General features: G+C 44.3%; 23 protein-coding genes. 10 read left to right on the top strand and 13 right to left on the bottom strand.

Annotated features, from left to right (window positions below):
* Positions 1-128: 128 nt before the first annotated feature.
* From NQ510_RS09090 to NQ510_RS09040, 11 genes are all read right to left on the bottom strand, one after another.
* Positions 129-1,202, bottom strand: coding sequence for a polysaccharide biosynthesis protein (locus tag NQ510_RS09090; RefSeq protein ID WP_005636862.1), 1,074 nt, complete (start codon positions 1,200-1,202; stop codon positions 129-131).
* A 5-nt stretch (positions 1,203-1,207) separates the two neighbouring features.
* On the bottom strand, positions 1,208-2,377 hold the full coding sequence (locus NQ510_RS09085) for a glycosyltransferase (RefSeq protein WP_005636860.1): 1,170 nt from the start codon (positions 2,375-2,377) through the stop codon (positions 1,208-1,210).
* 6 nt (positions 2,378-2,383) lie between these two features.
* Positions 2,384-3,586: a hypothetical protein gene (locus NQ510_RS09080; protein WP_005636858.1), complete on the bottom strand. Its 1,203-nt coding sequence runs from the start codon at positions 3,584-3,586 to the stop codon at positions 2,384-2,386.
* Entirely contained in the window at positions 3,574-4,917 is a 1,344-nt protein-coding gene (locus NQ510_RS09075) for a lipopolysaccharide biosynthesis protein (protein ID WP_005636855.1), read from the bottom strand. The genes NQ510_RS09080 and NQ510_RS09075 overlap by 13 nt, the downstream gene beginning before the upstream one ends.
* An 818-nt stretch (positions 4,918-5,735) precedes the next feature.
* Positions 5,736-6,941, bottom strand: coding sequence for a UDP-N-acetyl-D-mannosamine dehydrogenase (wecC, locus tag NQ510_RS09070; protein WP_005636852.1), 1,206 nt, complete (start codon positions 6,939-6,941; stop codon positions 5,736-5,738).
* An 81-nt stretch (positions 6,942-7,022) separates the two neighbouring features.
* Complete coding sequence (locus NQ510_RS09065) at positions 7,023-7,727, bottom strand: tyrosine-protein phosphatase (protein WP_005656934.1); 705 nt, start codon at positions 7,725-7,727, stop codon at positions 7,023-7,025.
* Between the two features lie 13 nt (positions 7,728-7,740).
* On the bottom strand, positions 7,741-10,119 hold the full coding sequence (locus tag NQ510_RS09060; RefSeq protein ID WP_005656936.1) for a GumC family protein: 2,379 nt from the start codon (positions 10,117-10,119) through the stop codon (positions 7,741-7,743).
* 41 nt (positions 10,120-10,160) lie between these two features.
* A complete protein-coding gene (locus NQ510_RS09055; RefSeq protein ID WP_005636845.1) occupies positions 10,161-10,955 on the bottom strand; it encodes a polysaccharide biosynthesis/export family protein in 795 nt (264 codons plus the stop codon).
* 26 nt (positions 10,956-10,981) lie between these two features.
* Positions 10,982-12,088 carry an MraY family glycosyltransferase gene (locus tag NQ510_RS09050; RefSeq protein WP_005636844.1) on the bottom strand — a complete coding sequence of 369 codons (1,107 nt, stop codon included), beginning with the start codon at positions 12,086-12,088 and terminating at the stop codon, positions 10,982-10,984.
* 24 nt (positions 12,089-12,112) lie between these two features.
* Positions 12,113-12,661 (bottom strand): UpxY family transcription antiterminator, encoded by a 549-nt coding sequence (locus NQ510_RS09045; RefSeq protein ID WP_005636842.1) that lies wholly within the window; start codon positions 12,659-12,661, stop codon positions 12,113-12,115.
* Between the two features lie 496 nt (positions 12,662-13,157).
* Positions 13,158-14,372, bottom strand: coding sequence for a tyrosine-type recombinase/integrase (locus NQ510_RS09040; RefSeq protein ID WP_005828768.1), 1,215 nt, complete (start codon positions 14,370-14,372; stop codon positions 13,158-13,160).
* 852 nt (positions 14,373-15,224) lie between these two features.
* Here NQ510_RS09040 and NQ510_RS09035 point away from each other — a divergent pair.
* From NQ510_RS09035 to NQ510_RS08990, 10 genes are all read left to right on the top strand, one after another.
* Positions 15,225-17,060, top strand: coding sequence for a DUF3945 domain-containing protein (locus tag NQ510_RS09035; protein WP_005828772.1), 1,836 nt, complete (start codon positions 15,225-15,227; stop codon positions 17,058-17,060).
* Between the two features lie 54 nt (positions 17,061-17,114).
* On the top strand, positions 17,115-17,390 hold the full coding sequence (locus NQ510_RS09030; RefSeq protein ID WP_007219032.1) for a DUF4099 domain-containing protein: 276 nt from the start codon (positions 17,115-17,117) through the stop codon (positions 17,388-17,390).
* Between the two features lie 73 nt (positions 17,391-17,463).
* Positions 17,464-19,224 carry a DNA topoisomerase gene (locus NQ510_RS09025; protein WP_005828774.1) on the top strand — a complete coding sequence of 587 codons (1,761 nt, stop codon included), beginning with the start codon at positions 17,464-17,466 and terminating at the stop codon, positions 19,222-19,224.
* Between the two features lie 311 nt (positions 19,225-19,535).
* Complete coding sequence (locus NQ510_RS09020) at positions 19,536-19,748, top strand: hypothetical protein (protein WP_005828779.1); 213 nt, start codon at positions 19,536-19,538, stop codon at positions 19,746-19,748.
* Between the two features lie 19 nt (positions 19,749-19,767).
* The gene (locus NQ510_RS09015; protein WP_007219029.1) at positions 19,768-19,977 is read left to right on the top strand and encodes a hypothetical protein; all 210 of its coding nucleotides are present in this window, start codon (positions 19,768-19,770) and stop codon (positions 19,975-19,977) included.
* A 20-nt stretch (positions 19,978-19,997) separates the two neighbouring features.
* Positions 19,998-21,068 (top strand): PRTRC system protein E, encoded by a 1,071-nt coding sequence (locus NQ510_RS09010; RefSeq protein ID WP_005828784.1) that lies wholly within the window; start codon positions 19,998-20,000, stop codon positions 21,066-21,068.
* A gap of 19 nt (positions 21,069-21,087) precedes the next feature.
* Positions 21,088-21,309: a PRTRC system protein C gene (locus tag NQ510_RS09005; protein ID WP_005828787.1), complete on the top strand. Its 222-nt coding sequence runs from the start codon at positions 21,088-21,090 to the stop codon at positions 21,307-21,309.
* A 42-nt stretch (positions 21,310-21,351) separates the two neighbouring features.
* Entirely contained in the window at positions 21,352-22,479 is a 1,128-nt protein-coding gene (locus NQ510_RS09000) for a hypothetical protein (protein ID WP_005828790.1), read from the top strand.
* Positions 22,480-22,510: 31 nt separating this feature from the next.
* Positions 22,511-23,212, top strand: coding sequence for a prokaryotic E2 ligase family D protein (locus NQ510_RS08995; protein WP_005828792.1), 702 nt, complete (start codon positions 22,511-22,513; stop codon positions 23,210-23,212).
* Complete coding sequence (locus NQ510_RS08990; RefSeq protein ID WP_005828794.1) at positions 23,209-24,000, top strand: PRTRC system ThiF family protein; 792 nt, start codon at positions 23,209-23,211, stop codon at positions 23,998-24,000. Before NQ510_RS08995 ends, NQ510_RS08990 begins: the two co-directional genes overlap by 4 nt.
* Positions 24,001-24,022: 22 nt before the next feature.
* On the opposite strand, the gene NQ510_RS08985 is transcribed toward NQ510_RS08990, so the two are convergent.
* Both NQ510_RS08985 and NQ510_RS08980 read right to left on the bottom strand, forming a co-directional pair.
* Complete coding sequence (locus NQ510_RS08985) at positions 24,023-24,745, bottom strand: NYN domain-containing protein (protein WP_005828796.1); 723 nt, start codon at positions 24,743-24,745, stop codon at positions 24,023-24,025.
* Between the two features lie 56 nt (positions 24,746-24,801).
* Positions 24,802-25,095: a helix-turn-helix domain-containing protein gene (locus tag NQ510_RS08980; protein ID WP_005828798.1), complete on the bottom strand. Its 294-nt coding sequence runs from the start codon at positions 25,093-25,095 to the stop codon at positions 24,802-24,804.
* Between the last annotated feature and the right edge of the window lie 252 nt (positions 25,096-25,347).

Raw genomic sequence — 25,347 nt, 5'->3', positions numbered from 1 at the left:
GTGTGTAAAAGATTTCCTATTGGTGATTTCTCAATAGCGGGAACACTTTGAATAATTGTTCCCCCCCCAAAAAAAATACTTTGCGAAGTCGATGGTAACGCAGTAGATTGCCGGTTTTCACACACCGGCTATTCGGAACGGATTTCGCGCGCCTTTGCCTTCTCAATCAAGCCCAAATCCTCCTGAATAAAGCGCAGACGCATCAACTGCTTCTTCATACCCTCAACATCAAGGCGCTGAGTATTGTGGCTATGATAATCCTCAATACGAGAAACCACCTCATCACCCTCAGAGAAGAACTTGTCATAATTTAAGTCACGGTTATCACAAGGAATACGGTAATAATTGCCCATATCAATAGCCTTAGCCATCTCCTCGCGAGTGACAAGAGTCTCATAAAGTTTCTCACCGTGGCGAGTACCAATAACGCGAACCTCAGTATCTCCATATTTCGGATCAACCTTAGAATATATTTCCTTCAGTGCGGTAGCAAGAGTCTCCAAAGTAGCGGCAGGAGCCTTTTGGACAAAAAGATCACCATTATGACCATGGGTAAACGCGTATATAACCAAGTCAACAGCATCATCAAGAGTCATCATAAAGCGGGTCATATTCGGATCAGTGATAGTAATAGGATTACCCTCTATCATCTGCTCAACCCACAAAGGGATAACAGAACCGCGGCTTGCCATAACGTTACCATAACGAGTACAACAAATGGTAGTAGCCGCACCCTCGCCAAGTTCACGACCCTTAGCAATCGCAACCTTCTCCATAAGTGCTTTGCTGATACCCATAGCATTGATAGGATAAGCTGCCTTATCAGTAGAAAGGACCACAACATTTTTTACCCCATGCTCGATAGCAGAAAGAAGAACGTTTCCAGTACCGAGAACATTAGTGCGAGTAGCCTCCATAGGGAAAAACTCACAACTCGGCACCTGCTTGAGAGCGGCGGCGGCAAAAACGTAGTCAACACCACGCATAGCAATATCTACAGAAGTCTTGTTGCGGACATTACCGATATAGAACTTCACCTTAGAATTCTGCAAGCGGTGACGCATATCGTCCTGCTTCTTCTCATCACGACTGAAAATTCTGATTTCCTTGATGTCGCTGTCAAGAAAACGACGTAGCACAGCATTCCCAAAGGAACCCGTACCGCCTGTAATTAACAGGACTTTGTCTTTGAATACTGACATACTATTTATAATGATTTTAAAAATTTATGCATCTTTTCTCCAGCAGATATATGAGAATACGATTGCTCTATTAGCATTTTCCCTTTTTTAGCAACAGCTAATGCTTTCTCATAATTATCTATGATATATTTGAGCTTGTTAGCATAATCCAATGGCGATTCTGGTTTTGCAAAATACATATGTTCGCCATCCTTAAAGTATTTTGATGTTTCTCCAACATTGGTTGATAATACAGGAGTACCCGACATTAAATATTCTCCCAATTTAGTTGGGAATCCTCCGTCTGCACGAACAGTCACAGGTTGGGAGGAAACTAAAATGTCTGCTTCTGATAGAATCTTTGGAACATCATTATATTGAGCAAATCTAAAACTTGTGTTGTTTGCTAATCCCTCTTGCTCAATAATCCTTTCCAATATAGATTTATCTTTTAAATTTGGTTTTCCAAAAAGATACAAATGAACATCATAATTATCTCTTAGCAAGATAGATAAAGCGTACAAAATATTGTCTACATTATCTTTTGATAATTCCATATTTCCCATATAAATTAATTTCTTAGTTTTATTTATAGGCTTTTTTATTATATTATGGAATCGATTGACATCGGTAATGGATGAAATTATAATACCTGGATTGTCTGTGATTTTTTTATAATATTTCAATAAATTTTCGGTCATGGAAATATATCCTGAATATTTACTTAAAATAACACGATAAATCACTTCTTTCCAAAATGGTATTTTATTCTTTAATTTACCTCTAATAGGTGTTGGATACTCATCAAAAATAAAAATAAGTTTTCTCTTAAATAATATATTTAATACCCTCATATACAGCAGGCAAATGAGACTATCTGAGCTTATAATAAACACGTCATATCTTCTAATTTTATCTCTTTTATGTAATTTTACACCTAAGATAAAAAGAGAATAAATCATTTCATATGCATGGAATAGCTTATTACTAAATCGTTTGCTTCTGAATGAATAAAAATATGATATACCATTAAAAACGCCTTCATTATTATTATTCGCGTTAAAATTATTAGGTGCAATTGACCATACATCAACTTTATCACCACATTCTAATAAGCCCTTAGAATATGAGAAGATACGTGTTGTGGCTGCCATTCCATACGGAATAGGGTATTTACAAATAATGCCAATATTCATGTTTTATCAATTAAATTCTACGATATAAGGAGATAAAATTAACAAATAGAGTAGTATGTTATTTTCTATAGGATTACTAAAAAAACTAATACATACTACTAATAATGAAAGTGTAACAATAATAATTGACTGCCTATATTGATAGAAAAAATTACCAATCGAGTACATAAAAAAAGAGAATGCGAAAATACCCCATGTCACTAATGTGTTTCCCAAGCCATTAACAGTAACAATATGTTTCAAAGCCATATATGAAGTTGTATCTTGGACGCAACCCCAACCTATTGGAAACATCAAAAATTTATCCGTCAACAATTTGAAAGAAAGGATTCTATTGGCTTCATATAGTTTCCTGTAACCTTGATGGTGTACTATTCCCTTTTGTGCGGAGGATATAAATTCTTCGATTTTTGGAAGAAGGAAGTCTGCATTCATCAACCAACCTATTGAAAAAGCAGTACAGATAAGAATAAGTGCTTTTATATAAATATTTTGTCCTTTCAAAAGAAACAGTAGCAAAATGATAAAAAATGCCAAATATCCTGCTGTGGAAAATGTAGTTAAAAGGATTATAGTATATACCTTAATGTGTCTATTCAATTGAAAACCTTGTCGACATATATTATATGCAATCAAGATATTTAAAATCATCGCATATGCACCCGGTTCCCACATAAAACCACTATTCCTGAAGTTTCCATTACCCATATATGTAAAAAAGAAAGCATAGAAATAGTATTTCTGAGACTCCTTCTGATAAAAAATATCAGCGGTAAAAGGACGGAATACAGAAGTAAGGCTATTAAACATACTGGGAAAGAACAAGGATAAGATATAAAATATTGTAGAAATTAACGCCAGTTTATACAAAAATTGCTCATATTTATCCCAAAAGTTATCCTTGCAACAAGATAAACATAAATATGCAAGATAGATCAAAACAATTTTCCCTATAAAAGGAAAAAAATCTATATTTTTACCAAAATATAATGAGGATATTAGGTTTATTAAAATCCATCCACTTAATAAATAAAAAAGAATATTATTATATAAATTCTTATGATTTATAAAGCTATAAAGAGCTAATAATCCCACAACTATAATTCTAATAAAATCATTACTAGCAATGGACGATGCTCCTGATATCATCATAGTGAGAAAAACAAATATCGCTATTTCTAGCTTTGTAATAGAATTTACTTTACCCATATACTTCGTTTTCCTAAAAAAATATTTTTGATCTGTATCTTAGGCCAAATAGTATTGGCAAATGTTGATATAATAAGTGAAATAATTACTCCTTTTACACCCCAATAAGTACCAAGCAATAAAGCCAATGGAATATGCACAAAAGCCTCTATCATTGTAATATAGAATTGGAGCTTTACACACCCAATACCATTGATTATGCTCCCATATCTAGCCCATGATAATTGGATGCAGAAATACAATAATAGAAGAAACATTAATGATTTATCGGGTTTGATAGTTGATGATAACCACCATTTGTATACAAAATCTGATAATAAAATCAAAACTCCTCCAGCGGCAATCATTATATATGAAATGAATTGTAGTTTTTTTAATATTCCTTTAATCCATTGATAATCCTTTCTCGCATAAGCATCAGTGGCAGCAGACCAAAAAGGAGTCATGATAATCATAAAGGCCATCTCTATCAAACCAATGTATTTGTAGGCAATATTATACTCAGCCACAGAAGTATTTCCACAAGTATGGGCGATTATCAAGTTGTTTGACTGAAATAATAATAAAGTCGTCAATTGAATCCAAAAGAATTTACTCCCAAGAATAACAATCTCTTTTATTTTAGAACGCTCAAAGAAAGAGGGGGTTGGCATATATTGGGGTATCATTTTTCTAAACAGTATCAATGAAAAAATCATCAATACAACGACTGGAGCCATTGATATAATCATTCCCAATTTCAAAAGAGAAACTTCATTGCAAACATTTGTATAAATAAAAATTCCAATGAAAGCGAACAATTGACTAAGCATCAATATCAATGAGGATAATGCCGGCTTTTGTAAAGCGTACAATACAGAATTTAGAAGTTTTAGTAGCATTTGAAATGCTAAACTTGAAAGAACCCATAACATTAATAATGTAAGTTCACCATTAGGAATCGAATGAGCGTTTAGCAGACTATTCCAATTGCAAAATGGAACAATGCAGGCCTCTATGATAAAGAACAAGAAACATAAGATTCCCATTGCACCATAAGTAGTACTCACATATTTTCGAGCATTTATTTCATCTTTACAAGCAATTGATTCCGCCAATTTATTTCTCAGACCATTACCTAACCCAATGTCAAAAAATGCAATCCAAGAAACAATTGTAGTAATTGTCAACCATATTCCATATCTATCTTGATTCAAACTATTAATCAACAATGGAACATAAGCCAAATTAATAATGATGTTGCAAATTTTTATGAGCAACATCCCCAAAATATTCTTTTGTGCCTTTTGAGTTCTGCCTGAAGATGACTTAATAAAACTCAACCCTTTCATATCTTGAAACCTAAAATCACCTAATAATAGGATTATCTAAAAGAATTTTATACAGGAATAATATTCCACTTCTCCTCATACTCACTATGCATTAATATCGCCTTACCCTCTTTCTATTCAAACATCCTTGGCTTTGTGTCATCGTCGTGAAAGTCTGAATAGGAAGTTATATAGTAGTTCATATCTTGCAAGATCCATTCATTTGTATTAGCCAATACGTTGATTCTATGTTTTCGAAAAAATGTGTTATTTCGTGACTGATAGGGAATTCGATTCTTCCAATTTTGCCCAACCGAATTTTTTTCATCAATTCTAAATGCGATACCGTACCGTCAACGTAACCAAAATCACACAGACATGATGGATAGTCTTCATATATGTAAGATATATTCTATGTCGATATGACGTTTCCTGTATGTTTCTTCACAAGTCTTATTTCCAGCTAACACTTCAAATCTTCGGATAAACATAAATTCCTATTTTTTCGAGTATATATTTTAATTTGGATGCATAATTCTTGTATCAGGCACTGGTGATTATTATATCGAAACGCTTTTGATATTTTTTTACGAACCGCCCCCAATAATATATTGGTAAATACGCTGCAAAAGATATTGTTTTGTGGCAAAATCTTATCAAACTCCGAAAATATACATGAGATTTTTCCTGGAAAATCTCATGTATATTTTGATTATTCCTTTTTACATTGTGTATAAAAGGTCTTAATAAAAATTTCATTTCCGGTACTTGAACTATTTTATGTGCAATTTTCATTAGTTTCGGTGATAATTGTATTTGCACTTATTTAGAAATATCCATTATTTCTTGAATATTCCACAAAAGTCCAATATCATTTTATCCTTCCTCCAAGATAGCTCTTTAAACTCGTTGTGAGCCGTAAGGAACACCACGATGTCTGCCTTGTCGTAGGCTTCGCAGTAGTTAGTCAGCTTAAACACGTTGTGCTCTTTTACATTCGGTTCTACGACCAAAATGTCGGCATTGTTGCAGCTCTGCATCACTTTCGTGGTAATATACTTCGCCGGACTTTCACGCAAATCGTCAATATTTGGTTTGAATGCCAATCCCATCATGGCTATAACTGGTTTACGATGATTCTTCAACTCAAACTTCAACATGGCGTTCTTCACCTTTTCAGCACACCAGAAACTCTTGTAGTTGTTAATATCACGTGCATCGCTGATTAACTTGCTTTCTGCCGGGAAATCAGCAGTGATAAAGTATGGATCTACCGCAATACAATGACCTCCTACACCGCAACCGGGTTGCAGGATATTTACACGCGGATGCTTGTTGGCAAGGTTAATAAGTTCCCAAACATTGATACCAGCCTTGTCGCAGATAAGCGAAAGTTCATTGGCAAAAGCTATCTGTACATCGCGACTGGAGTTCTCCGTCAGCTTACACATTTCCGCTGTACGGCAGTTAGTCTTGTGAAGTGTGCCCTGCACAAATTGCGAATAGAATGCTATTGCCTTTTCGGTAGATTCAGGATTCAAACCACCGATGACCCGATCGTTGTGTACCAATTCATAGATCACATTACCTGGCAATACACGCTCCGGGCAATAGGCTATGAAAATCTTACTTTCCAATTCCGGACGTTCACCAAAAATGATGCGTGCCATAGCCTCTGTAGTTCCTACAGGTGAAGTGGATTCTATTACATAAAGATCCCCTTCTTTCAGTAACGGCAATACGGCACGTGTAGCCGCTTCCACGTAACTCACATCCGGCTCGTGGTTTCCCTTGAACGGGGTTGGGACCACCATGAAGTATGCATCGCTGACTTCCGGTGTAACCGAAGCCTTCAACATGCCAGCTTTCACTACTTCCTGTAACATTTCCTCCATGCCAGGTTCAATGATGTGCAAATGTCCCGCATTGGTCATTTTCACTACATGAGGATTAATGTCAACTCCTGTTATTTGAATGCCGTGCTTTGCGGCAATAATGGCTGTAGGTAGTCCGATGTAACCCAAGCCCATGAAACATGCTTTCATTTATCTTTGTATTAAATATTAAATCATTCATTTACATAAAAAAACACATATTAGGGCAAAGTCTTCCCGAATGTAAATACGCTATATTTTACACACATTTTTCAAGAAAGACAGATTGTCTATTTTTTGCTTACAAGTTGTCACATAAAAAATAAGGGAGTGAACATCATTTCCTCCTAAATCATACATTCCTGCTTTTAATAATATCTTCGCTTTCTTCTCTATGTGCTTACCATACATTCCGACTAATGACGGTATATTTAATTGAAAAGAAATTTGGTTCTTTTTTAACGTTTTATAATCCATCATTTGCATATACTCATATCGTTCCGGATGGGCCAACAAAGGATGATAACCTTTCTTTTGGATGCGTTGCAAAATAGACAGTAATCCCATTGGTGGATTGAAATAAGAAGTTTCCACTAACAGATAACGTTTTCCCTCCTCAAGGGGTAACAGGTCATCCTTTTCCAACCGTTCCTCAAAAAGGTTATCCAACATATATTCCGCAGCCAAAGCCAATTCCACCTTCCCTTGATATTTTTGTTTTAAGCTCAAAAATTTTTGTTGTAATGTAACAGTTTTATTGGACATGTCTTCCATGACGTGAGGGGTAAGCCATATTTTCCGCACTCCTTGCCGCTCCATCTCATCCAAAATTCTCCATGTTTCTTCTTCTGTTTTTACTCCATCATCAATACCTGGCAACAAGTGACTATGGCAATCGGTGAAACCACGGAAAAAACCGCTTTCCGCTAATGTTTTTTTCTGTCGAAAAAGCCACATTCCTGTTGACTATTTATTTTGAGTTGCCGTAATAAGAGGTATACCCATTGTGGTAACCATAACTGTAACCATATCGATAACTATAGCGTCCACCAGTACTTTCCGTCCCATTCAAAATTACCGAAAGGTTTTTGAACCGCTTTTCTAGATAAATACTTTCCAATTCAGATAACAGTGAGCGGTCCAATAATCCCGCCCGTACCACAAAGAGTGTCCGGTCGGCATATTGCTCTATGATTTGTGTGTCTGCCACGATATCTATCGGCGGACAATCCACAAAGATATAATCGTATTCATTGCGCAAGATTTGCATCAAGGTTGCAAATTTTTCATCTTCCAGCAGTTCCGTCGGATTCGGGGGAATGGTCCCCACAGGAAGAACATGCAAATTGGCATGTTTCTTATCTATTACAAGCGCTTCATTCCAATTAGCCACCCGATTACCCAAATAGTCACTCAGACCTTTCTTAGGCGACCCCACATAAGCAGAAATGGATCCTCGTCGCAAATCTCCATCTATCACCAATACTTTTTTCCCTTTAATGGCAAAGCTCGTGGCTATGTTCACCGAAAAGAAACTCTTTCCACTACCCGGATTGAAAGAGGTAATCACAAATACTTTCTGATCGGTATTCTTGTTTTTCATAAAGTCCACGTTGGAGCGAAGTACACGAAAAGCTTCGTTGATGATGTTGCGATTGCCTTCTTCCACCACGATTGTTTTTTCCTGAGATTTGTTCTTCTTTTTCTTGTTATTGGAATATAATGGTATTTCACCCAAATAGGGCACACTCAAGTTCTCCAAATCTTTCTTACCCCGAACTTTGGTGTTCATGTTTTCTTGCATAAAGATAATGACTGCCGGTACTAAAAGCCCGAGAGCAAAAGCCACCAACAAAATGTTTTTCTTATTCGGTGCCATTGGTAAAGCACTGCCACGTGGAGCTGTAATCACTCGCGTATTATAAGCGGTAAACGCTTGGGACAGTTCGTTCTCTTCACGCTTCTGGAGCAGATACAGGTACAACTCTTCCTTTACTTTTTGTTGACGTTCTACCGATAACAAGTATTTGGCCTGACTCGGATTAGAAGCTAACTGTTGAGTGGTCGCCACTTCCTGTTGACGAATACTGCGTATCTGGGTATTCAGTGATACAATCAGATTATCAACTGATTGCAAAATGGTACGCTTCATACTCTGCATAGAGTTTCCCAAATCTTTCACCAACGGGTTCTTCTCGCTACTGTTAGCTATCAACCGGTTACGATCCAACACAATCTTGTTGTATTCTCCGATTTGACTTTCGATATTTACGTTAGCTATACCGGAGTTGGTTGGCAATGGCTGGTTCATTTCCTTGCTGTTCAGTTCGCGACGAATATACTGGGCCGTGGTAAGCTGATTGGTGAGTGCTTGAATTTCTTTTTTATTCTCAGCTGACTGGCTCATATACAGATTGGATGCGGCTTGTACGTCCGGCAACAGATGTTCACTCTTGTAGCTGGAGATGTTCTCATCCACATGACCCAATTCGTTTTCAATCACGCCCAAACGTTCACCGATAAACCGTGAGGTACTTACTGCTATCTGGTTCTTGTCCTGGATCCATTTCTCGTTATAAACCTCAATCAATGTATTTAATATATCTTCTGCCTTTTGTACAGAAGCATCATCAATGCTCAAATTAATAATGGTGGCATCTTCATTGCCTAATTCAGCCCACAATTTTTGCGTATAGCTGTCTGCCACCATATCAGCCGGTTCTTTACTATATTGAATAGTGCTGCCTGTAAAAAAATTCTCATATTGAGAAGTTAAGCTGATGGCCAATGTTCCTGCTGATGTTTGAATGGAATCTCCTATAATTCCTTCAAACCGTTCCCCAGTTTCTTCTCCAGCAACGATAAAGTTTGAAAGATAAAACTTGTTTTGTGCACCAACTTCTATATCAAAACTTACACTTTTTTTATTATCAAAAAGATAAGTCACCAATATCGGGCTTGATTTATATAATTCTATTCTTTTTAAGCCCCTACGAATAGTATATATCTCATTTAGCCCCAAACGCTTCACCACCTCTGTCATCAGCGTAGGGGATTTCAAGGTGAGCAGTTCGTTGTTGATATTGGTGTTTGATTTAAAAATACCCATATCTGCAAACTCATTCATTGCACTTGCCGGAGAATTGTTCTTGGAGTCATCCTTAATTAAAATGGCAGCCGTCCGGGTATAGACATTAGGAGTACTCAACAAATATAATGATGCCGTTGCCAACGCAACGAACAAGGAAGTGGCAAACCAATACCATTTCGGGATAAACATACCCCATAAATCTTGTATCCGTATAAAATCATCGGTAGGTTTGCCTGTGTTCGTTCTATTCTTTATCATTTTGGCTCTCTTTAATATCTTATAAAATAAAATTCAATACATTACTTGAACAGCAAAACACCCAGCGAGGATAGGAGCGAACCGATACTGATCCACAACGATACCGATTTTACACTGTTCTCATTAATGGTGCTTTGTCCGGCACGTACCTTGTTGGGCTGTACATACACCACATCATTCTGTTTCAGATAATACACCGGTGAATTAAACAGATCTTTCGAGCGGATATCCACCCAATGGGTTACACGCTCGCCGTTTTCTTCACGGATGACAAATATCGCATCTCGCTTTCCGTAGATGCTTAGGTCACCCGCCATACTGATGGCTTCCAAAAGGGTAATCTGATCTTTTGTAATGGCATATTTACCTGGAGTTTTCACCTCGCCCAACACGGAGAAATAAAGGTTCATAAACTCAACTGTAACTACCGGATCGTTTACCAGATTCTCTTCCATCAGCCTTTTTTTTACCAGGGTGGCAATCTGGCTCTTGGTCATACCAGCAATATGCAATGTTCCGACAACAGGAAAATCAATGTTCCCCTTATCATCCAATGTGTAACCTGATATTTCTCCATTGATGTTGCCAGAACGTAAATCAGAAGATCCGGCACGGTATTGCACCCGTGTCAAATTAAACAGAGCCGCCAATTGCGGATCCTTACTGGACACCATAATGGAAATCTGGTCTTTGGGTTGTACGGTAATATCCCGTGCCCCGATAATCGCCTCGGGTTGATTAACTACGATATCTTGAAAATAGACAATTTCTTTGGAGGTATTGCAGGACACCAATAAGACACACAAGAAACATAATTTAATTAAATGAAATTTCATATCTGATTTTTTTTCTGTACAGTTAATTATTCTACTTTATGTTTTCGTTTGATTTTCATAGTTATGTAGCAATGAATCACCGTCCAAACAGCCACATCCAACAGAAACAAGTTTGTTACGGAAAGGCAATGAATCAAAAAACAATTTCCCAATGCAAAAAAAGCTGCCATAATAATAATGCTTACCATAGCTTTACGTTGGGACATTCCTAAGGCTATAAATTTATGGTGGATATGATTCCGGTCTGGAAGAAATGGATTTTTACCGTTACGCAACCGGTGAATAACCACACGTATCACATCAAACATTGGTACAATCAAAAAAGAAAAAGCTATCACAATGCTACCGGGAAAGGCACTCTCTTTCACTGGATCGGACATACTCAGACGGATGACCATCACTGCCAGCAGCATCCCGATAGTGAGCGAACCGGTATCACCCATAAAGATCTTGCGTCCCCGATATATCTTACCGTATACGTTATAATAAAAGAACGGCAATAACACACTGAAAGCAGCTAGACTGATAAAGGCATACATCCACCATTGCAAATGGATGAACATGCAGCTGAAAGCGAGGAATGAGATAATACTCAACCCAGAGGCAAGTCCGTCAATGCCGTCTATCAAATTGATGGCGTTCAGGATATAGACGATGACGAATACTGTGAACGGCACTCCTATGTAATAAGGTATGACATAAATACCGAACAACCCGTATAGGTTGTCGAAGCATAACCCGGAAATCACCAACAGTATGCCACAAAGTATTTGCACTACAAATTTGGAACGGTAACGTACACCGATAAGGTCATCCATCATACCTATAAGATAAAGTATGAACAGACAACAGAGCATGGAAAGCAGACGGTTCGTCAAGTCCATGTCGAGTATGTTATAGCCCTGCCAAAGGTTGTAACCGATAATGGCAAGCGAAACCGTAACTGTGATACAAGGGAAAAAGGCGATACCGCCTAACCTTGGTATATGGGCAGTATGCAACTTACGTTCGTCCACTGAGTCGAACAGGCGACGTCGGAAAGAGACCAACGAAATGCGAGGCAGGACCATCGCACTCAATGTCCAGCCGACTATGACTATAAAGGCAAATTCGATAAAATGAAGAATGTCCACTATATGATTCTTTTGATGATTTTCTTAATCTTGCCCTATCCGTTGTAGAAAGGCTTGTGGAATATAGGAAGTAGCCACGGCGCATACGCCTTGGACGGTGACCACCAAACGGCGATTCTTCCTAATCCGGCAGATAACCCCTTCCGCTCCCTTGAACTTTCCGTCAATGACCCGTACACGTTCTCCCTGTTGAAACTTGGAATTGTCCTCCCCGAAATATTCCATTCCCTGCTCGCCGGACGAGGTGACCAGCATGAAAATGTTCATTTCCCGATCAGGAATGGCAAGGGGAAGTCTTTTCAATCCCTTCTGTCTTGTATATAGGATTACCTTATTGGTGAATTGTCGCTGTACTTCCAAAGCACGACAAACGGTTGAACGGAAGAACATAAGCGAATTAATGACCGGACGACGGAGTTTCTTCTTTATGCCGTTACGTTCCATCAAGGTTTCCTCACAAGGAATGTAAGTCTCGATCTTGTCTTTTTTCAATATATCCTCAATCTCGAAAACTTTGTTATAAAATACTTTTAGGGCGAACCAATGTTCGTGTGTGTGTGTTTCTATGTTCAACGAAAAGTAATGTTACCGGGTTGATAAAAAGGATATAATTTCCATTCCTGCACCTTCTGCTTTTTCAAATAAGGAAGATACAGCAATCAAGGTTAATCCGGTTTTTTCCTTCATAGGACTTCCGGAATGCGGGCCGCTCCTGACTACAGTGAGCGGATACCGTAACCCCGTATTCGTACCGTTTCTATGTAAGAGAGGGTAAAAACACACTGCAAAGGTAATGATTCTCAGTAAAACTGAAAAGTAAAATAAACGTTTTTATTTCCTTATTTTACCCCCCCCCCATTTACAAACAGCTGATTATCAATAATTTATATTACTAATTTAATATGAATCAAAATAGTGCCGTAATAAGAATATAAAATAAAAGGAGAACGTTGCATTTTCCATTCGAGCGTATTTTCGAGTCTAAAACCGAGCAAACCGAGCAAAAATGTACTTTTATAGCAATGTATATTCTTGATTATCAGAAAAAAAACAACATGTGTACCCTCTCTTACATAGAAATGGTATCGTTCAAAATCTTCTCGTTCGCATTATCTATTATGGCATTGTCCAAAGAATCCAAGTAAATAAGCGTAGTCCTTTCGCTGCTGTGTCCCATCCCCGCACTGATGACGGCAATCGGTACGTCGTGGTTGCGTGCGGCGGTAGCCCAGCTGTGGCGTGGCGTATATGAGGACAAAGGTAATGGTTCGCCAAGCAATTTGCCCAACCGTTTCAACTTTCGGTTATGGTAGTTCAATCCGGTCCGATATTGACGGTAAGCCAGCTCCGGCTGTTCATCGGTAAGGATGGGGAAAAGATATGGACTTTCCGGACAAGTCCGCCCATACCGTTCCAATATCGTTACCATACACGGCTCTATGCGGAGTGTCAGGTATTGCCCGGTCTTATGACGATAATAGGTGATTCGTCCTCCACCTACATCCTCTTTTTTCAAATAGGCCATATCCACAAACGCCATCCCACGGGCGCAATAGCTGAACACGAACATATCTCTTGAAAGTGCCAGAGCCGGTGATCCGGATAGGTCAAGCCGCTGTAACTTCCGAATGGTTTCCTCATCCACGGCACGCTTCGATGTGCGAGCCACTCCTGTATAAACCTCACGAAACGGAAAGGTCTGCACCGCAAGACCTTGCTTTACGGCCTTGTTATAGACGGCACGCAGAATCCGCATATAGAACGAGCTGCTGTTTCTCGCTACCTTTTGTTGCCACAACCATGACTCATACCGACACGCCAGGGCGGAATCCAACGATGAAAAAGGAATGTCGTCACCGTCCAGGAAAGCGGAAAAGCTGTTCAGTGCACGCCGGTAATTACGAGAGGTGCCGTATTGGCCATTCTCCCAAAGCGTTTCCATCTCTTTTTTCATGTAGTACAGGAAACCGGGCTCGGAAGGCAGGGAGCGATAGCGGTTGAGTATTTCCGACAAGGTGTATGTTTCTCCGCTACAGTCCAGCTCGCGGATAATCTCACGGATGTCACGCATCTCCTTTTCCGCCCGTTTCCGGTAGGCGGTCAGGACCCTCTCATTGCCGGGGACAGCGACAAGCTCACGTTTCGTCTCATTCCACCACTCGGGAAATATCCTCATGTCGGTGGTAATCTGCCTGTTCTCCTGACGGTGGCAAAGCTGGTAACAGAGCGTGCCGGCCTTACCCTGTACCGTCGACGGACGGAATTTTAATTTAATGGTAGCCATATATAGTCTGTTTTATGATGAATAATAGGTACATAGATACAACCCGTGGGCTATATTGTTGAAGGAAGAAAATATTTAGTCATGGATTCCGCTTCTCCACTTGGAACACCGAATATCACCTGATGCCGATGCCAAACTCTGTAAATCTTCTTGAAAGACAGTCCAAATAGCCTCGTAAAGAATCAAAGTCCGAAAATGAAAAGCGACGTTTTTTCCGTGGAACAAGTCTAGAAATATTTATATCGCATAAACAACAAGACAGTATATGTTTTCTGGGAAATTCGTAAAAACAGACGGATACCAGCGAGTTCCCTATAATCAAAGATAAATCAAAACCGTATTGTCACGGGCGTTCCGGCTTCGCTTTCCATGAGTATTTTCCTTGCGACAAGTCGCGGAAAATACACATGGAAACAAACGCCCGGACAATGGTTTTGATTTCGGGAAAGATTATAGGGACTCACTGCGACCGACGCGACGCATGACCGTGTCATTGATGAAAAAAGGAGGGCCTCCTTTATATCCCTAATAAATTCGGCAGGAAGTACGGGATATATGGGCAGACCTGCAATGTCTTATGAAAAAAACGCCGCCCCATGAGAAGACAGGGACTTCAGCTCCCTCTGCTCTGCATAATCCTCCCTTTGCGCCCGTGCCGGCTTCTTCGCCCTTCCTCCGCATACCATATCCTTGTTTTCACGGCATGTTTCTCTCACGGAAAACCAGTCTTTCGGACATTTGACGACATCTGATGACATCTGATGACACCTTTTTGAAAATCAGTGTTTTATTCGGATTTAGCCCATATTTTTGAAGTGTCAAAGCAATTTATTAACCCCAAAAAGAAAAGGTATGGCACAAGAAAAGAGCCCAAACGAGAAGCCTGGACGGCCCCGGAAACCGAAGGTCATGAACGATGCCCCTTTGGTGGAACAGATCACCGAGCTGATGATGATTCATAACAAGAGCGATCCGAAAGCCGGTGTACAAGTGGTCAGCGAGATCGACAAGGACGGGAAGGTCAAGACGGTTCCAGCGGACGAGAAGAATGAAAACTCATTCCTGAAATTCGACAAGAACTCGAGCATACTCGAAAACTTCATCAAGAATTTCTGGAGCCAGTTCAAGGAACCGACCCATTTCCGCCTGCTCCGCATGACCTTCCACGACTACAAGGTGAACAAGCAGGCGATCAAGGACCTGGCGGAAGGGAAAAAGACGGACGTGGTGAAGGAGTTCCTCAAACGCTACGAGATCCGTCCGAGAGAGAACAAAGAGGAACAAAACATGAATAAACAAGAGACAGCCATGGCAAAAAAAGAAACGCAACCGCAGGAACCCCTGCAACAGAGTGAGGTACAACAAGCATCCCAGCAACAACAGCAACCGCAGGCACAGCAGGTGCCACAAGAGCCGCAAGGCCCGCGCTATCGTTACAATGAGAACATGATCGACTGGGAGGGATTGGACAAGATCGGTATCTCAAAGGCGACACTCGAACAGCAAGGACTTCTTGACTCCATGCTGAGAGGTTACAAGACCAACAAGCTGGTGCCGCTGACACTTAACATTCCCGGCGTGCTGACAGCCAAACTGGATGCGAGGCTCTCGCTCATACCGCAAGAGAACGGGCAGGTGGGGCTGGCCGTTCACGGTATACGCAAGGAACCGCAACTGGAACGCCCTTATTTCGGGTTTAACTTTAGCGAGGAAGACAAGAAGAACCTGCGTGAGACCGGCAACATGGGACGTGCGGTGGAACTCAACCTGCGTGGCAGCGAGTACACCCCCTGCCTGATCTCCATCGACAAAAACACCAACGAGCTGGTCGCCGTCCGGCAGGAACATGTCTACATCCCGCAGGAAGTGAGCGGGGTAAGACTTACGGACGAGGAGATCAGACTGCTGAAGGAGGGACAACCCGTCAAGGTGGAGGGGATGACCTCCAAGGCGGGGAAGGAGTTTGACGCCACGCTTCAATACAGTGCCGAGCGCAGGGGGTTGGAGTTCATCTTCCCGAAGAACCAGGTATTCAACGAGAAGTCCATCGGGGGCGTGCCACTCTCGCCCACCCAGATAAAGATGCTCAGCGAGGGACATACCATCCTGGTCGAGGACATGAAGTTCAAGAACAGGGATGGAGCTTTCTCCGCGTTTGTCACGATAGACCAGACGACGGGACGGCCGAATTACACCCGTCATAATCCGGAAACCGGAGAAATCTATATTCCAAAGGAAATCTGCAACGTGCAGCTGACAGCCGAGGACAAGGAGGTCCTGCGCAAGGGGCAGGCCGTCTATCTGGAAAACATGATCAACCGTAAGGGAGAGGAATTCTCCGCATTTGTCAAGCTGGACATGAATACCGGCAGGACGATGTACTCACGCACGCCGGATGGGTTCAACGAGCAGCAGGCACCACGTATCCCGGCGGAGGTTTACGGCCATGTATTCACGGCGCAGGAAAAGGCGAACCTCCAGGACGGGAAGACCCTCCTGGTCGAAGGACTGAAAAACAACGGGCAAACGTTCAGTTCCTACCTGAAAGTAAACCCTTATTCCGGACAGTTGCAGTATTTCCAAGAGAACCCTGATATTCGCAGGGATACTTCCCGTCGTGCAGCACAGGCGGATACCGCCCAAGGCCAGCAGCAGGAACAAAAGAAGGGCGCAAAACAAGCGGTATAACCCCAATCAGAGAGAAACAAAATGAATTTTACAAACATCAAATCCCCAAACCGTATGAATACGAATCGGAACATCCCTTATAATTATAATGTAAAAGATATTGATTGGCCCGGTCTGAAGGCCGTGGGTATCAGCAAGGAGCAACTGGAAGCGGACGGCAACCTTGACCTGTTGTTGCAAGGCAAGGAGTCGGAAATCATCCCGTTGAAACTCTGTACCCCGGTAATCAGCCTGACCATGGACGCTACACTCAAACTGGTACCCGGTGACAACAACAGGACAATCATGGAAATCAACGGCATCCGTCAGGAGGAATCTCCAAAGAAATAACAAAAAAATAAAATAAGTTTAACCTGTCCCTGTACTGCCCAATCCGGTACGGGGCATCAAAAAGAAAAAGAATATGATCGCAATAGTGACTGACAGGCCCAACGTGGGCAGAGAGATAGCAAGAGTGTTGGGAGCCGGCAGAAAAGAGAACGGTTATATGACCGGGAACGGCTACATGGTGACATGGACATACGGCAATATGCTTTCCCTTGCAATGCCGAAGGATTCAGGAACAGCCCATGTGGAGTGGAAGGACTTTCCTCTGCTGCCGCCTTCCTTCCTGACAGTAAGGCACGTGAAGACGGATACCGGGTGGAATCCCGACATCAATGCGGTGCTCCAGTTGAAAGTGATTGCCAAGGTGCTCAACGCATGCGACACCATTATCGCGGCAACCGATGCCTCCCGAGAGGGAGAGATGCTGTTCCGCCATCTTTACGGTTTTCTGGGATGTAAACAACCCTGCCTCCGCCTCTGGATCTCGTCTCTGACGGACGAGGCCATCACGGAAGGTATGGCGAACCTCCTTCCATGTGATCGGTTCGACAACCTGTTCCTTGCGGCGGACAGCCGTAACCGGGCGGACTGGCTCCTGGGGGTCAATTCAAGCTATGCCATCTGTAAGGCGGTAAGCTTCGGGAACAATTCGCTGGGCAGGGTACAGACCCCCGTACTGGCGGAGATATGCAGACGGTACCGGGAGAGGGAGAATTTCCTGCCAGCCGACAGCTGGCCGGTATTCGTCAGTCTCTGCAAGGACCGACAAATCATAAAACTGCGCCACACGGAAGATTTTCAGGAGTACCGGTACGCGTCAGAACTGTACGGTGACTGCAAGGCGGTACGGAACGCACGTATCGCGACGGTCAGCCGCGAGAGCGAGGACATCCGGGCACCGGCTCCCTACAACCTGACCGAACTTCAGAAGGACGCGAACCGTTACCACAACCTGACAGCCATACAGGTACAGGATATCACCCAAGGCCTGTACGAAAAGAAACTGATCTCCTATCCGCGTACCGCCAGCCGCCTGCTGACAAGGGACGTATATGACACGTTGCCCGCTGTCATGGAAAAGATTCTTTCCCGCAAGGAATTCCGCCAATACGCCAAAATGACGGACTTTGCCGCGCCGCCAAGCGACATCAGCGCACAGGAGACGACAGATCACCACGCGATCATTGTCACCGGCATGCCCCCCGGAACATTGAACAAGGAGGAACAACTGGTCTATACGCTCATTCTCGGCAGGACACTCGAAGCCTTCATGCCATCCTGCCGGGTGGAATATACGACCATCGACGTAGTATGTGCCGCACGGAAGTTCAGCGTCCAAACGTACCGCGTCCTGAAAAAGGGGTGGCTCAGCATCTTCGGGCGGGAACATCTTATCGCAAGGGGGGGTATGCCCTGTTCCGCGCTACCAGATTTCTCCCCGGGAGAGCCGGTACCGGTAAGCGGATGCAATATCGTCCGCAAGAGAACACTTCCGGTATCCCCCTATACGGATGAGGAGCTGGTCGGCTATATGGACCGGAGCGGATTAGGGACCGTCTCCACGCGTACCAATATCATCCGCACACTGCTGGAGCGTAAATATATCCGCTATTCAGGCAAATATGTCATCCCCACCCCAAAAGGGCTTTTCTTCTATGAAACGGTACGTGGGATGAAAGTGGCCGACACCTCCCTCACTTCCGGATGGGAAGCGGAAGTGGCACGGATAGAACAGGGAAAACTCACGCAAGAGGAGTTCCTGGGAGGGGTACTGGAACAGGTGAAGGAGGTGACCGGTGAGATATTCCGGATCTATCAGGCTAAAAACAACCCGTAGGATATTACGCCACCGGCACGGGACGATTCTCAAAAGAGCAGGGAGTACAGGCTTTCAATGCCGTACTCCTTTTTTCATGGGAGATTGGATAGTTTTTCCGCTTTTAACCGGCAAAGGTCTTGGATTGCCTCGTTTTTGCCGCAAGGCGGCCCCCTTTGGGGGCTTGGTTGGTCAAAAGAAAATCATCCTCGCTACGCTGCGGTATTTTCTTTTGCCAAGCCTTGCGCAAAAAGGCAATCCAAGGGCCGGAGGCCTATAAAATCGGGAAAACATATCCCGATGGGATTATTCATTCTTAAAAATTTAAAGATATGAAACTGCGACTCATCGAAAACATCTGCAAGCGAGTGGTCTCACTGGTCCTGCTTACGGGAATATGCCTGCTCTACAGCAAGGGAATCATTCCCGTGTACCTGATCGTCCTGTTCCTTTTATCGGGAACAATCATAGGATTCCTCTTCAGGGCATTCCTCCTTGTGATAAAAGTCATCCTTATCCTGTCCGTCATGGGCATGCTTGCATAACTCCTAAAATACAAAAAACATGAGAACCGCGACATCCACCCCCTCAGCCCCGGTCATGCCGGTCGCATGGCCCGTCACAAAGCGCATAAAACCTGTCAAAAAACGGTTCCCCTGCATATTGGACGAACCGAAAACAATAGGCCACTACCTGGAGCCATTAAAGGACATCGCGTCCAATCCCGACAGGCAGAGACTCCTGAAAGAGTTTTTCCAAGAAACTTATGTATAACTTACAAATATTTTACCATTATGTTTTTTCAAACGATCAACCGAATGATTACGGCAGGCACAGACCTGAGTATCAACATCAGACAAGTGAATGACAAACTGACCGTGGCCGTCATGCCCCGGCGTGCGGGACTGAAAGACGAGGCCGGGGAACAAATCGTCCCGCTGGTATTGAACGGTACCCCGGAAGAGCTGGACATGGAATTCCTGGGAGCGATCACCGCGCCCGTACAGAAGGCGCAGGGCATCCTTACCAACCTGGAAACATTCGAGAAACAAGCGGAACAGGCCGTATCACAAAGCAAGGCGGCCAAGTCCGTAGCTGAGAAGGAATCAAAAGAGGTACGCGAGAAACGGGAGAAGATGGAAAAGCTGCTTAAAAAGGCGGAGGACGCCACAGGCGGCAAACGCTATTCCGAGGCGTTGACCTGGCTCAGACAGGCAAAACGGCTGGCCATGCCGGACAAGCAGAAGGAGATTGACGTGAAGATAGCGGAGGTACAGAAAAAAGCGTCCGAGGGCAGTCTCTTCGGAGCGGAACCGGTAATGCCGGAACCACAGCCCGCGCAGGTTATCCAACCGGTGGCGCCGCAACCGGTACCCGGTCATGCCCCCCGATATCAGGGAGGGGAACAGATACGGATGTTCGCACCCGAACAACCGTCCCGCCAATCTCCCCACCAGATTCCGCGGTCGGTACAAGGCACGCGACCACAACAGGTTCCACACGGACAGGCGGCTTCACGACCAGGAGCGGATGGTACACCGGCCGGCTGTCAGCAGCCCGTGAACCGACCGCAGACCATACAATTCCACCAGCCGGTACAGATGCCGCAATCACAGGTATACGACGGTCAATGGCTGCAACCCGTCCCTTCGCAACCGCAAACGGCTTCCACGCAAACCGTTCCCGATAACAAAGGGGAAAGCGAATACGGGGCACGAGCGCAGGACATGGGACAGTACGGCTTCGACAAGGACGACGAGCATGACAGGGAGCTCCTGCGTGAGGACCCTTACGCGGAATATCTCGACTTCCCGGAGGAATACCGCATGAAAGACGAGGCACAAATGGAAATGATATGTTGTTAAACCCTATAAAAATACAATTATGGCACTAGAAATTAAAGGATTGCAGAGAGTTTTCAAAATCAGGAAAGGCTCGTCGGAAATAGAGCTGGCCGATCCGGACAACAGCCTGTCCCCGAACGAGGTGATGGATTTCTATTCCATGACCTATCCGGAACTGACCACGGCGAGCGTACACGGTCCGGAATGCGAGGATGACAGCGTGGTCTACCGGTTCAAGACGACCATCGGAACAAAAGGGTAGATATATGGCAAAGAGAATTTCCATCAAAAAAAAGGAGGATACATGCAAAACGCTATCAGAATCACAAATGGCGGGACTGGCCGTATTGATCATCAGGGCCGCCGACCTCTCGTACATCGGACGGGGTACGATGGGCCGGGAAAAAAGAAGACTGCCGCCACCGGGGAGCGTAACGCTTTTTTGACAGGCAGATTCCTCCCCATCGCGGCGGACTATCTGGTGGAGGACGAAACGGGAGGGGCATGCGTCAACCTGACCACGTCCGAAAACTTTGACTATCTATACCGGTCCGCCCTGCGATATGCCGATCTCATGAATGTCAGGCTCCCTTTCCGCGCGAGGAAAGGGAGCGGTCCCCGCATCAACATCACCGCCTTATACAAGGCCCTGGACGAGACCTTGCCGGAACATGTCAATCTGGAGGAAAGGGCCGGGAGGCTCCATTTCTGCCTGTACAGGTTCCATGACTGGCCGGACCATACCCTGTTCTGGCTACCCGTCGATTTCACGGAGAACCTTCCTGTACCGTTACGGCGTATCGTCCGGGAATTCATACGGCAGTTCGTACGTTACCACGGGTTGAACGCCGTCACGGAAACATGGTATTATGAGCTGGCGGTGGAGGAACTGGATGACTGGAAGAACCGCGATCCCGAGGCTTCCCCTCAGACAATCCGTAAATACAAACGCCTGGCGGAATCCTACCAATCCGGGAAAATCGCAAAAACACTTAAACGAATGGAAGGGAAACCGTTCTGTACCGATCTGGAAGAAAAGGTCCGGAAATACCGGGCGGCAGTGAAGGAGGAACGGGAGCTTTTGGAACTGATACGGGAAGGGATGGGACTGATTACCCCAGGAAATCCGTGCATCATGCAATACGGTTACGATTGGGCGTATGAAAGATCACCGGATTTCCCCCCGATCGACCTGGACTGTCAGATCATGCTGGCATATTCCAACAATGACACCCTTACGGAGAACATGGAATGCTATTTCAACTCGGACTACCGGGAGACGTATGCCATCACCCCGGTCACAAGCATGTACCTGACACCTGAGACGGACAGACTGTTCCGGATGGACGACTATCCGGAGAGACTGTCCGGATGGATGGAACGATTCACGCAATGCATAAACTGGCATTTTAAAGTGCCCGTTTCCCAATAAATAAAGAAACGAAAACAAAAAAATACAGGATATGAACGAACTTACCAAGCAACTGCAAGAGATAATGGTGCCCAAAGCGGCGCTGATCGCCTATGAGTACCAGGAAGGTCACTACGCAAGCGGAAGTCACTACCTGGAACTACGCCCTATCAACAAAAAGGGAAGAATGGAAGCCGGCATTCCGGTTACATATGAATTCATGGACTCCCTGGTGGAATCCTATTCGGACGGGAACCGGCGTATCCCGCACGGGTGGCTGCCACCCAACATGCTGTGGTGCGATACCCGCAGGGGGCATGAAAGCTATGTGTGGTATAATCCGCCGGGAAAACGGCGGATGTTTTTCAAGAACGACCTGAACATCGGGGATGGAATGTTCCACGTGCCGGGAGTCATTTATATCATTAAAAATGAAAGGATGGACATCTTCGCCTACAAGGGGAAAAAACCGGACGGGAGGACACCGCTCTATCTGGCCCCTTTTTTCAACGTGACCGGTGGAAACGTATGCCTGGGAAACTCCACACTGGAGAAACCGGAGAGCCTGGATTTTCACACCCTGTTGGAATATTGGGAGAAACGTTTCTGGCTCAGTGAATTTTCCCATCTTGGAGGAGGGAAGAACCCGACAAGAAACAATCTGGTCCTGGTTACTGAGCGGATGCGTGAACAGCCGTTCGACAACGACGAACTCCAACCGATCAACAAACGATTGAAAGACATCCTGCCATGAGAAAGATCCATTTCACAGACAAGTACCTGCTCAGTCCCTATCACCCCGTAACCGTCCTGGTAGCCGGGGCGGGTGGAACCGGCTCGCAGGTAATAACCAGCCTGGCACGCATGAGCGTGGCATTACAGGCTCTGGGACATCCGGGGCTGCACCTGACGGCTTTCGACCCCGACACTGTCACGGAAGCAAACATCGGCCGCCAGCTGTTCAGCGAGACGGAACTGGGGTTGAACAAGGCGACGGCGCTTGTCACCCGCGTCAACCGTTTTTTCGGTTATGCGTGGGAGGCCAGGGAATGCCGCTATCCGATCATAACCAAAGAAGGGGATAAAAGCGTCCCGCTGGCGAACATCATCATCACCTGTACGGACAACACCCGTTCCCGGCTCGACCTGTGGCGGTTCCTGAAGAAATACAGGGAATATAAAAAGAACGATGAGAAAGCGCCGATATACTGGATGGATTTCGGGAACGCCCAAACCACCGGGCAAGTCCTGATAGGCAATATCCGGAGCAAAATAAGCCAGCCCGCATCCAGCGAATACCTTCCCATGCCCAGGATGAATGTCATCACCGAGGAGGTCAGCTACTCCACCATCCGGGAGGAGGACTCAGGCCCGAGTTGCTCGCTCGCGGAGGCGTTGCGCAAGCAGGACCTGTTCATCAACTCCATGCTGGCACAAATCGGTTGCGACATCCTCTGGTGCATGTTCAGAGAAGGGAGGACATTCTACCGGGGGGCCTATCTCAACCTTGACACGCTACGGGTAAATCCCATTCCGGTATAAACGGACGTGGATTTATTCCCGGTCATTCCTGCCGTACGGTCCGACCTTTCATCCGTACGGCACTCGCCACTCCCTTTTCCGTCATGACCAGCTCGTACCGTTCCAACCTTTCATAGAGCTTGCCCAATGTCTTGCATCCGTATCTCTTGACCTTGAATTTGGGCATCATTTTCTTCAACGAGCCGCCTATCAGGGAAAGGGAGACCTCCTCCTTGCCGTCAGCCGCCTGCTGGAAAGCCTTGTCAAAAAACTCCATATCCCTTCGGATAAAAAAATCCGGGGTGTTCTCCAAGGTCTTGTTTTCCTTACGGTCGGCATACAGGAATACGGAACAGGAGCGTATCAGCGATACGGGAGTCTTGCCCTCCCCATATCCCAGTACCTTCAATCCCGCCTCCCGTATCCGTTGCGCCAACGGGTTGTAGTCACCGTCACTGGCGACCAGACAGAAACAGTCCACCCGGCCGTCACGGAGGATGTCCATGGCGTCTATGACCAACGCGATATCCGTAGTGTTCTTTCCTGAAGCATAGGAGGAGGCCTGCACCAACCTGAACCCATATTCCCGGGCGGTCTCCTTCCATCCGGAAAGAGCTTTCCTCGTCCAGTCCCCGTATATCCGTCTGATAACGGCATCCCCATAACGGGAAACAAAGCCCATGATATCCTCCATCCTCTCAAAGGACACGTTGTCACCGTCAATCAGAACCGCAATGAGATATTTTGAATTGGTATTTGTCTTCATAACAACCGTTTATAAGACAAAGTTAGCATAACTTCCGCATATCCACATTGCCCCGTTCAGTTTTTCTTTCCCCGTTTTTGCAAAAAATCCTGTATATCCGAACTCCTGTAGAAATTCTTGCCGTTCTCATCCGTCTGGTAATAACGGATCAGTCCTTTTTCCCGGTAACGGGCCACGGTCCGAAGCGACACGTTGAGCAGCCTGGCTATGTCATAGTTGTCCAAAAGCTCGTCACCGTTCAAGAACTCCTTCACACGGCCCATCCTATCCAGTTTCTTCTCTATGCGCTCAAATCCTTCCACTATGGTCATTATCATTTTCTCGAGCACTTCATTATCTATATACATCATGGCATGTATCTCCTGTATTTTTTAAAGGTTATTACTGAAATACCCTCGGTGCGCACTGTAAGAGTATATACCATTTTATTATGAAAAATGTATGCCATACCTCCTTTATGTCTTTTAAAACAGCAATATAACATATTGATAATTAGATATAAAGTATATTTTTCTTCCTTTTCGAATGTAACAGGTGTAAACAGGTAAAGTGTAAAACTGTAAAATACGGATTGTAAACTTTACATATTACCGGCCATCCGT

Source organism: Bacteroides uniformis (genome assembly GCF_025147485.1).
Lineage (GTDB): Bacteria > Bacteroidota > Bacteroidia > Bacteroidales > Bacteroidaceae > Bacteroides > Bacteroides uniformis.
Note: the sequence above shows the minus strand (reverse complement) of the source record. Positions and strands in the feature narration are given on the sequence as shown.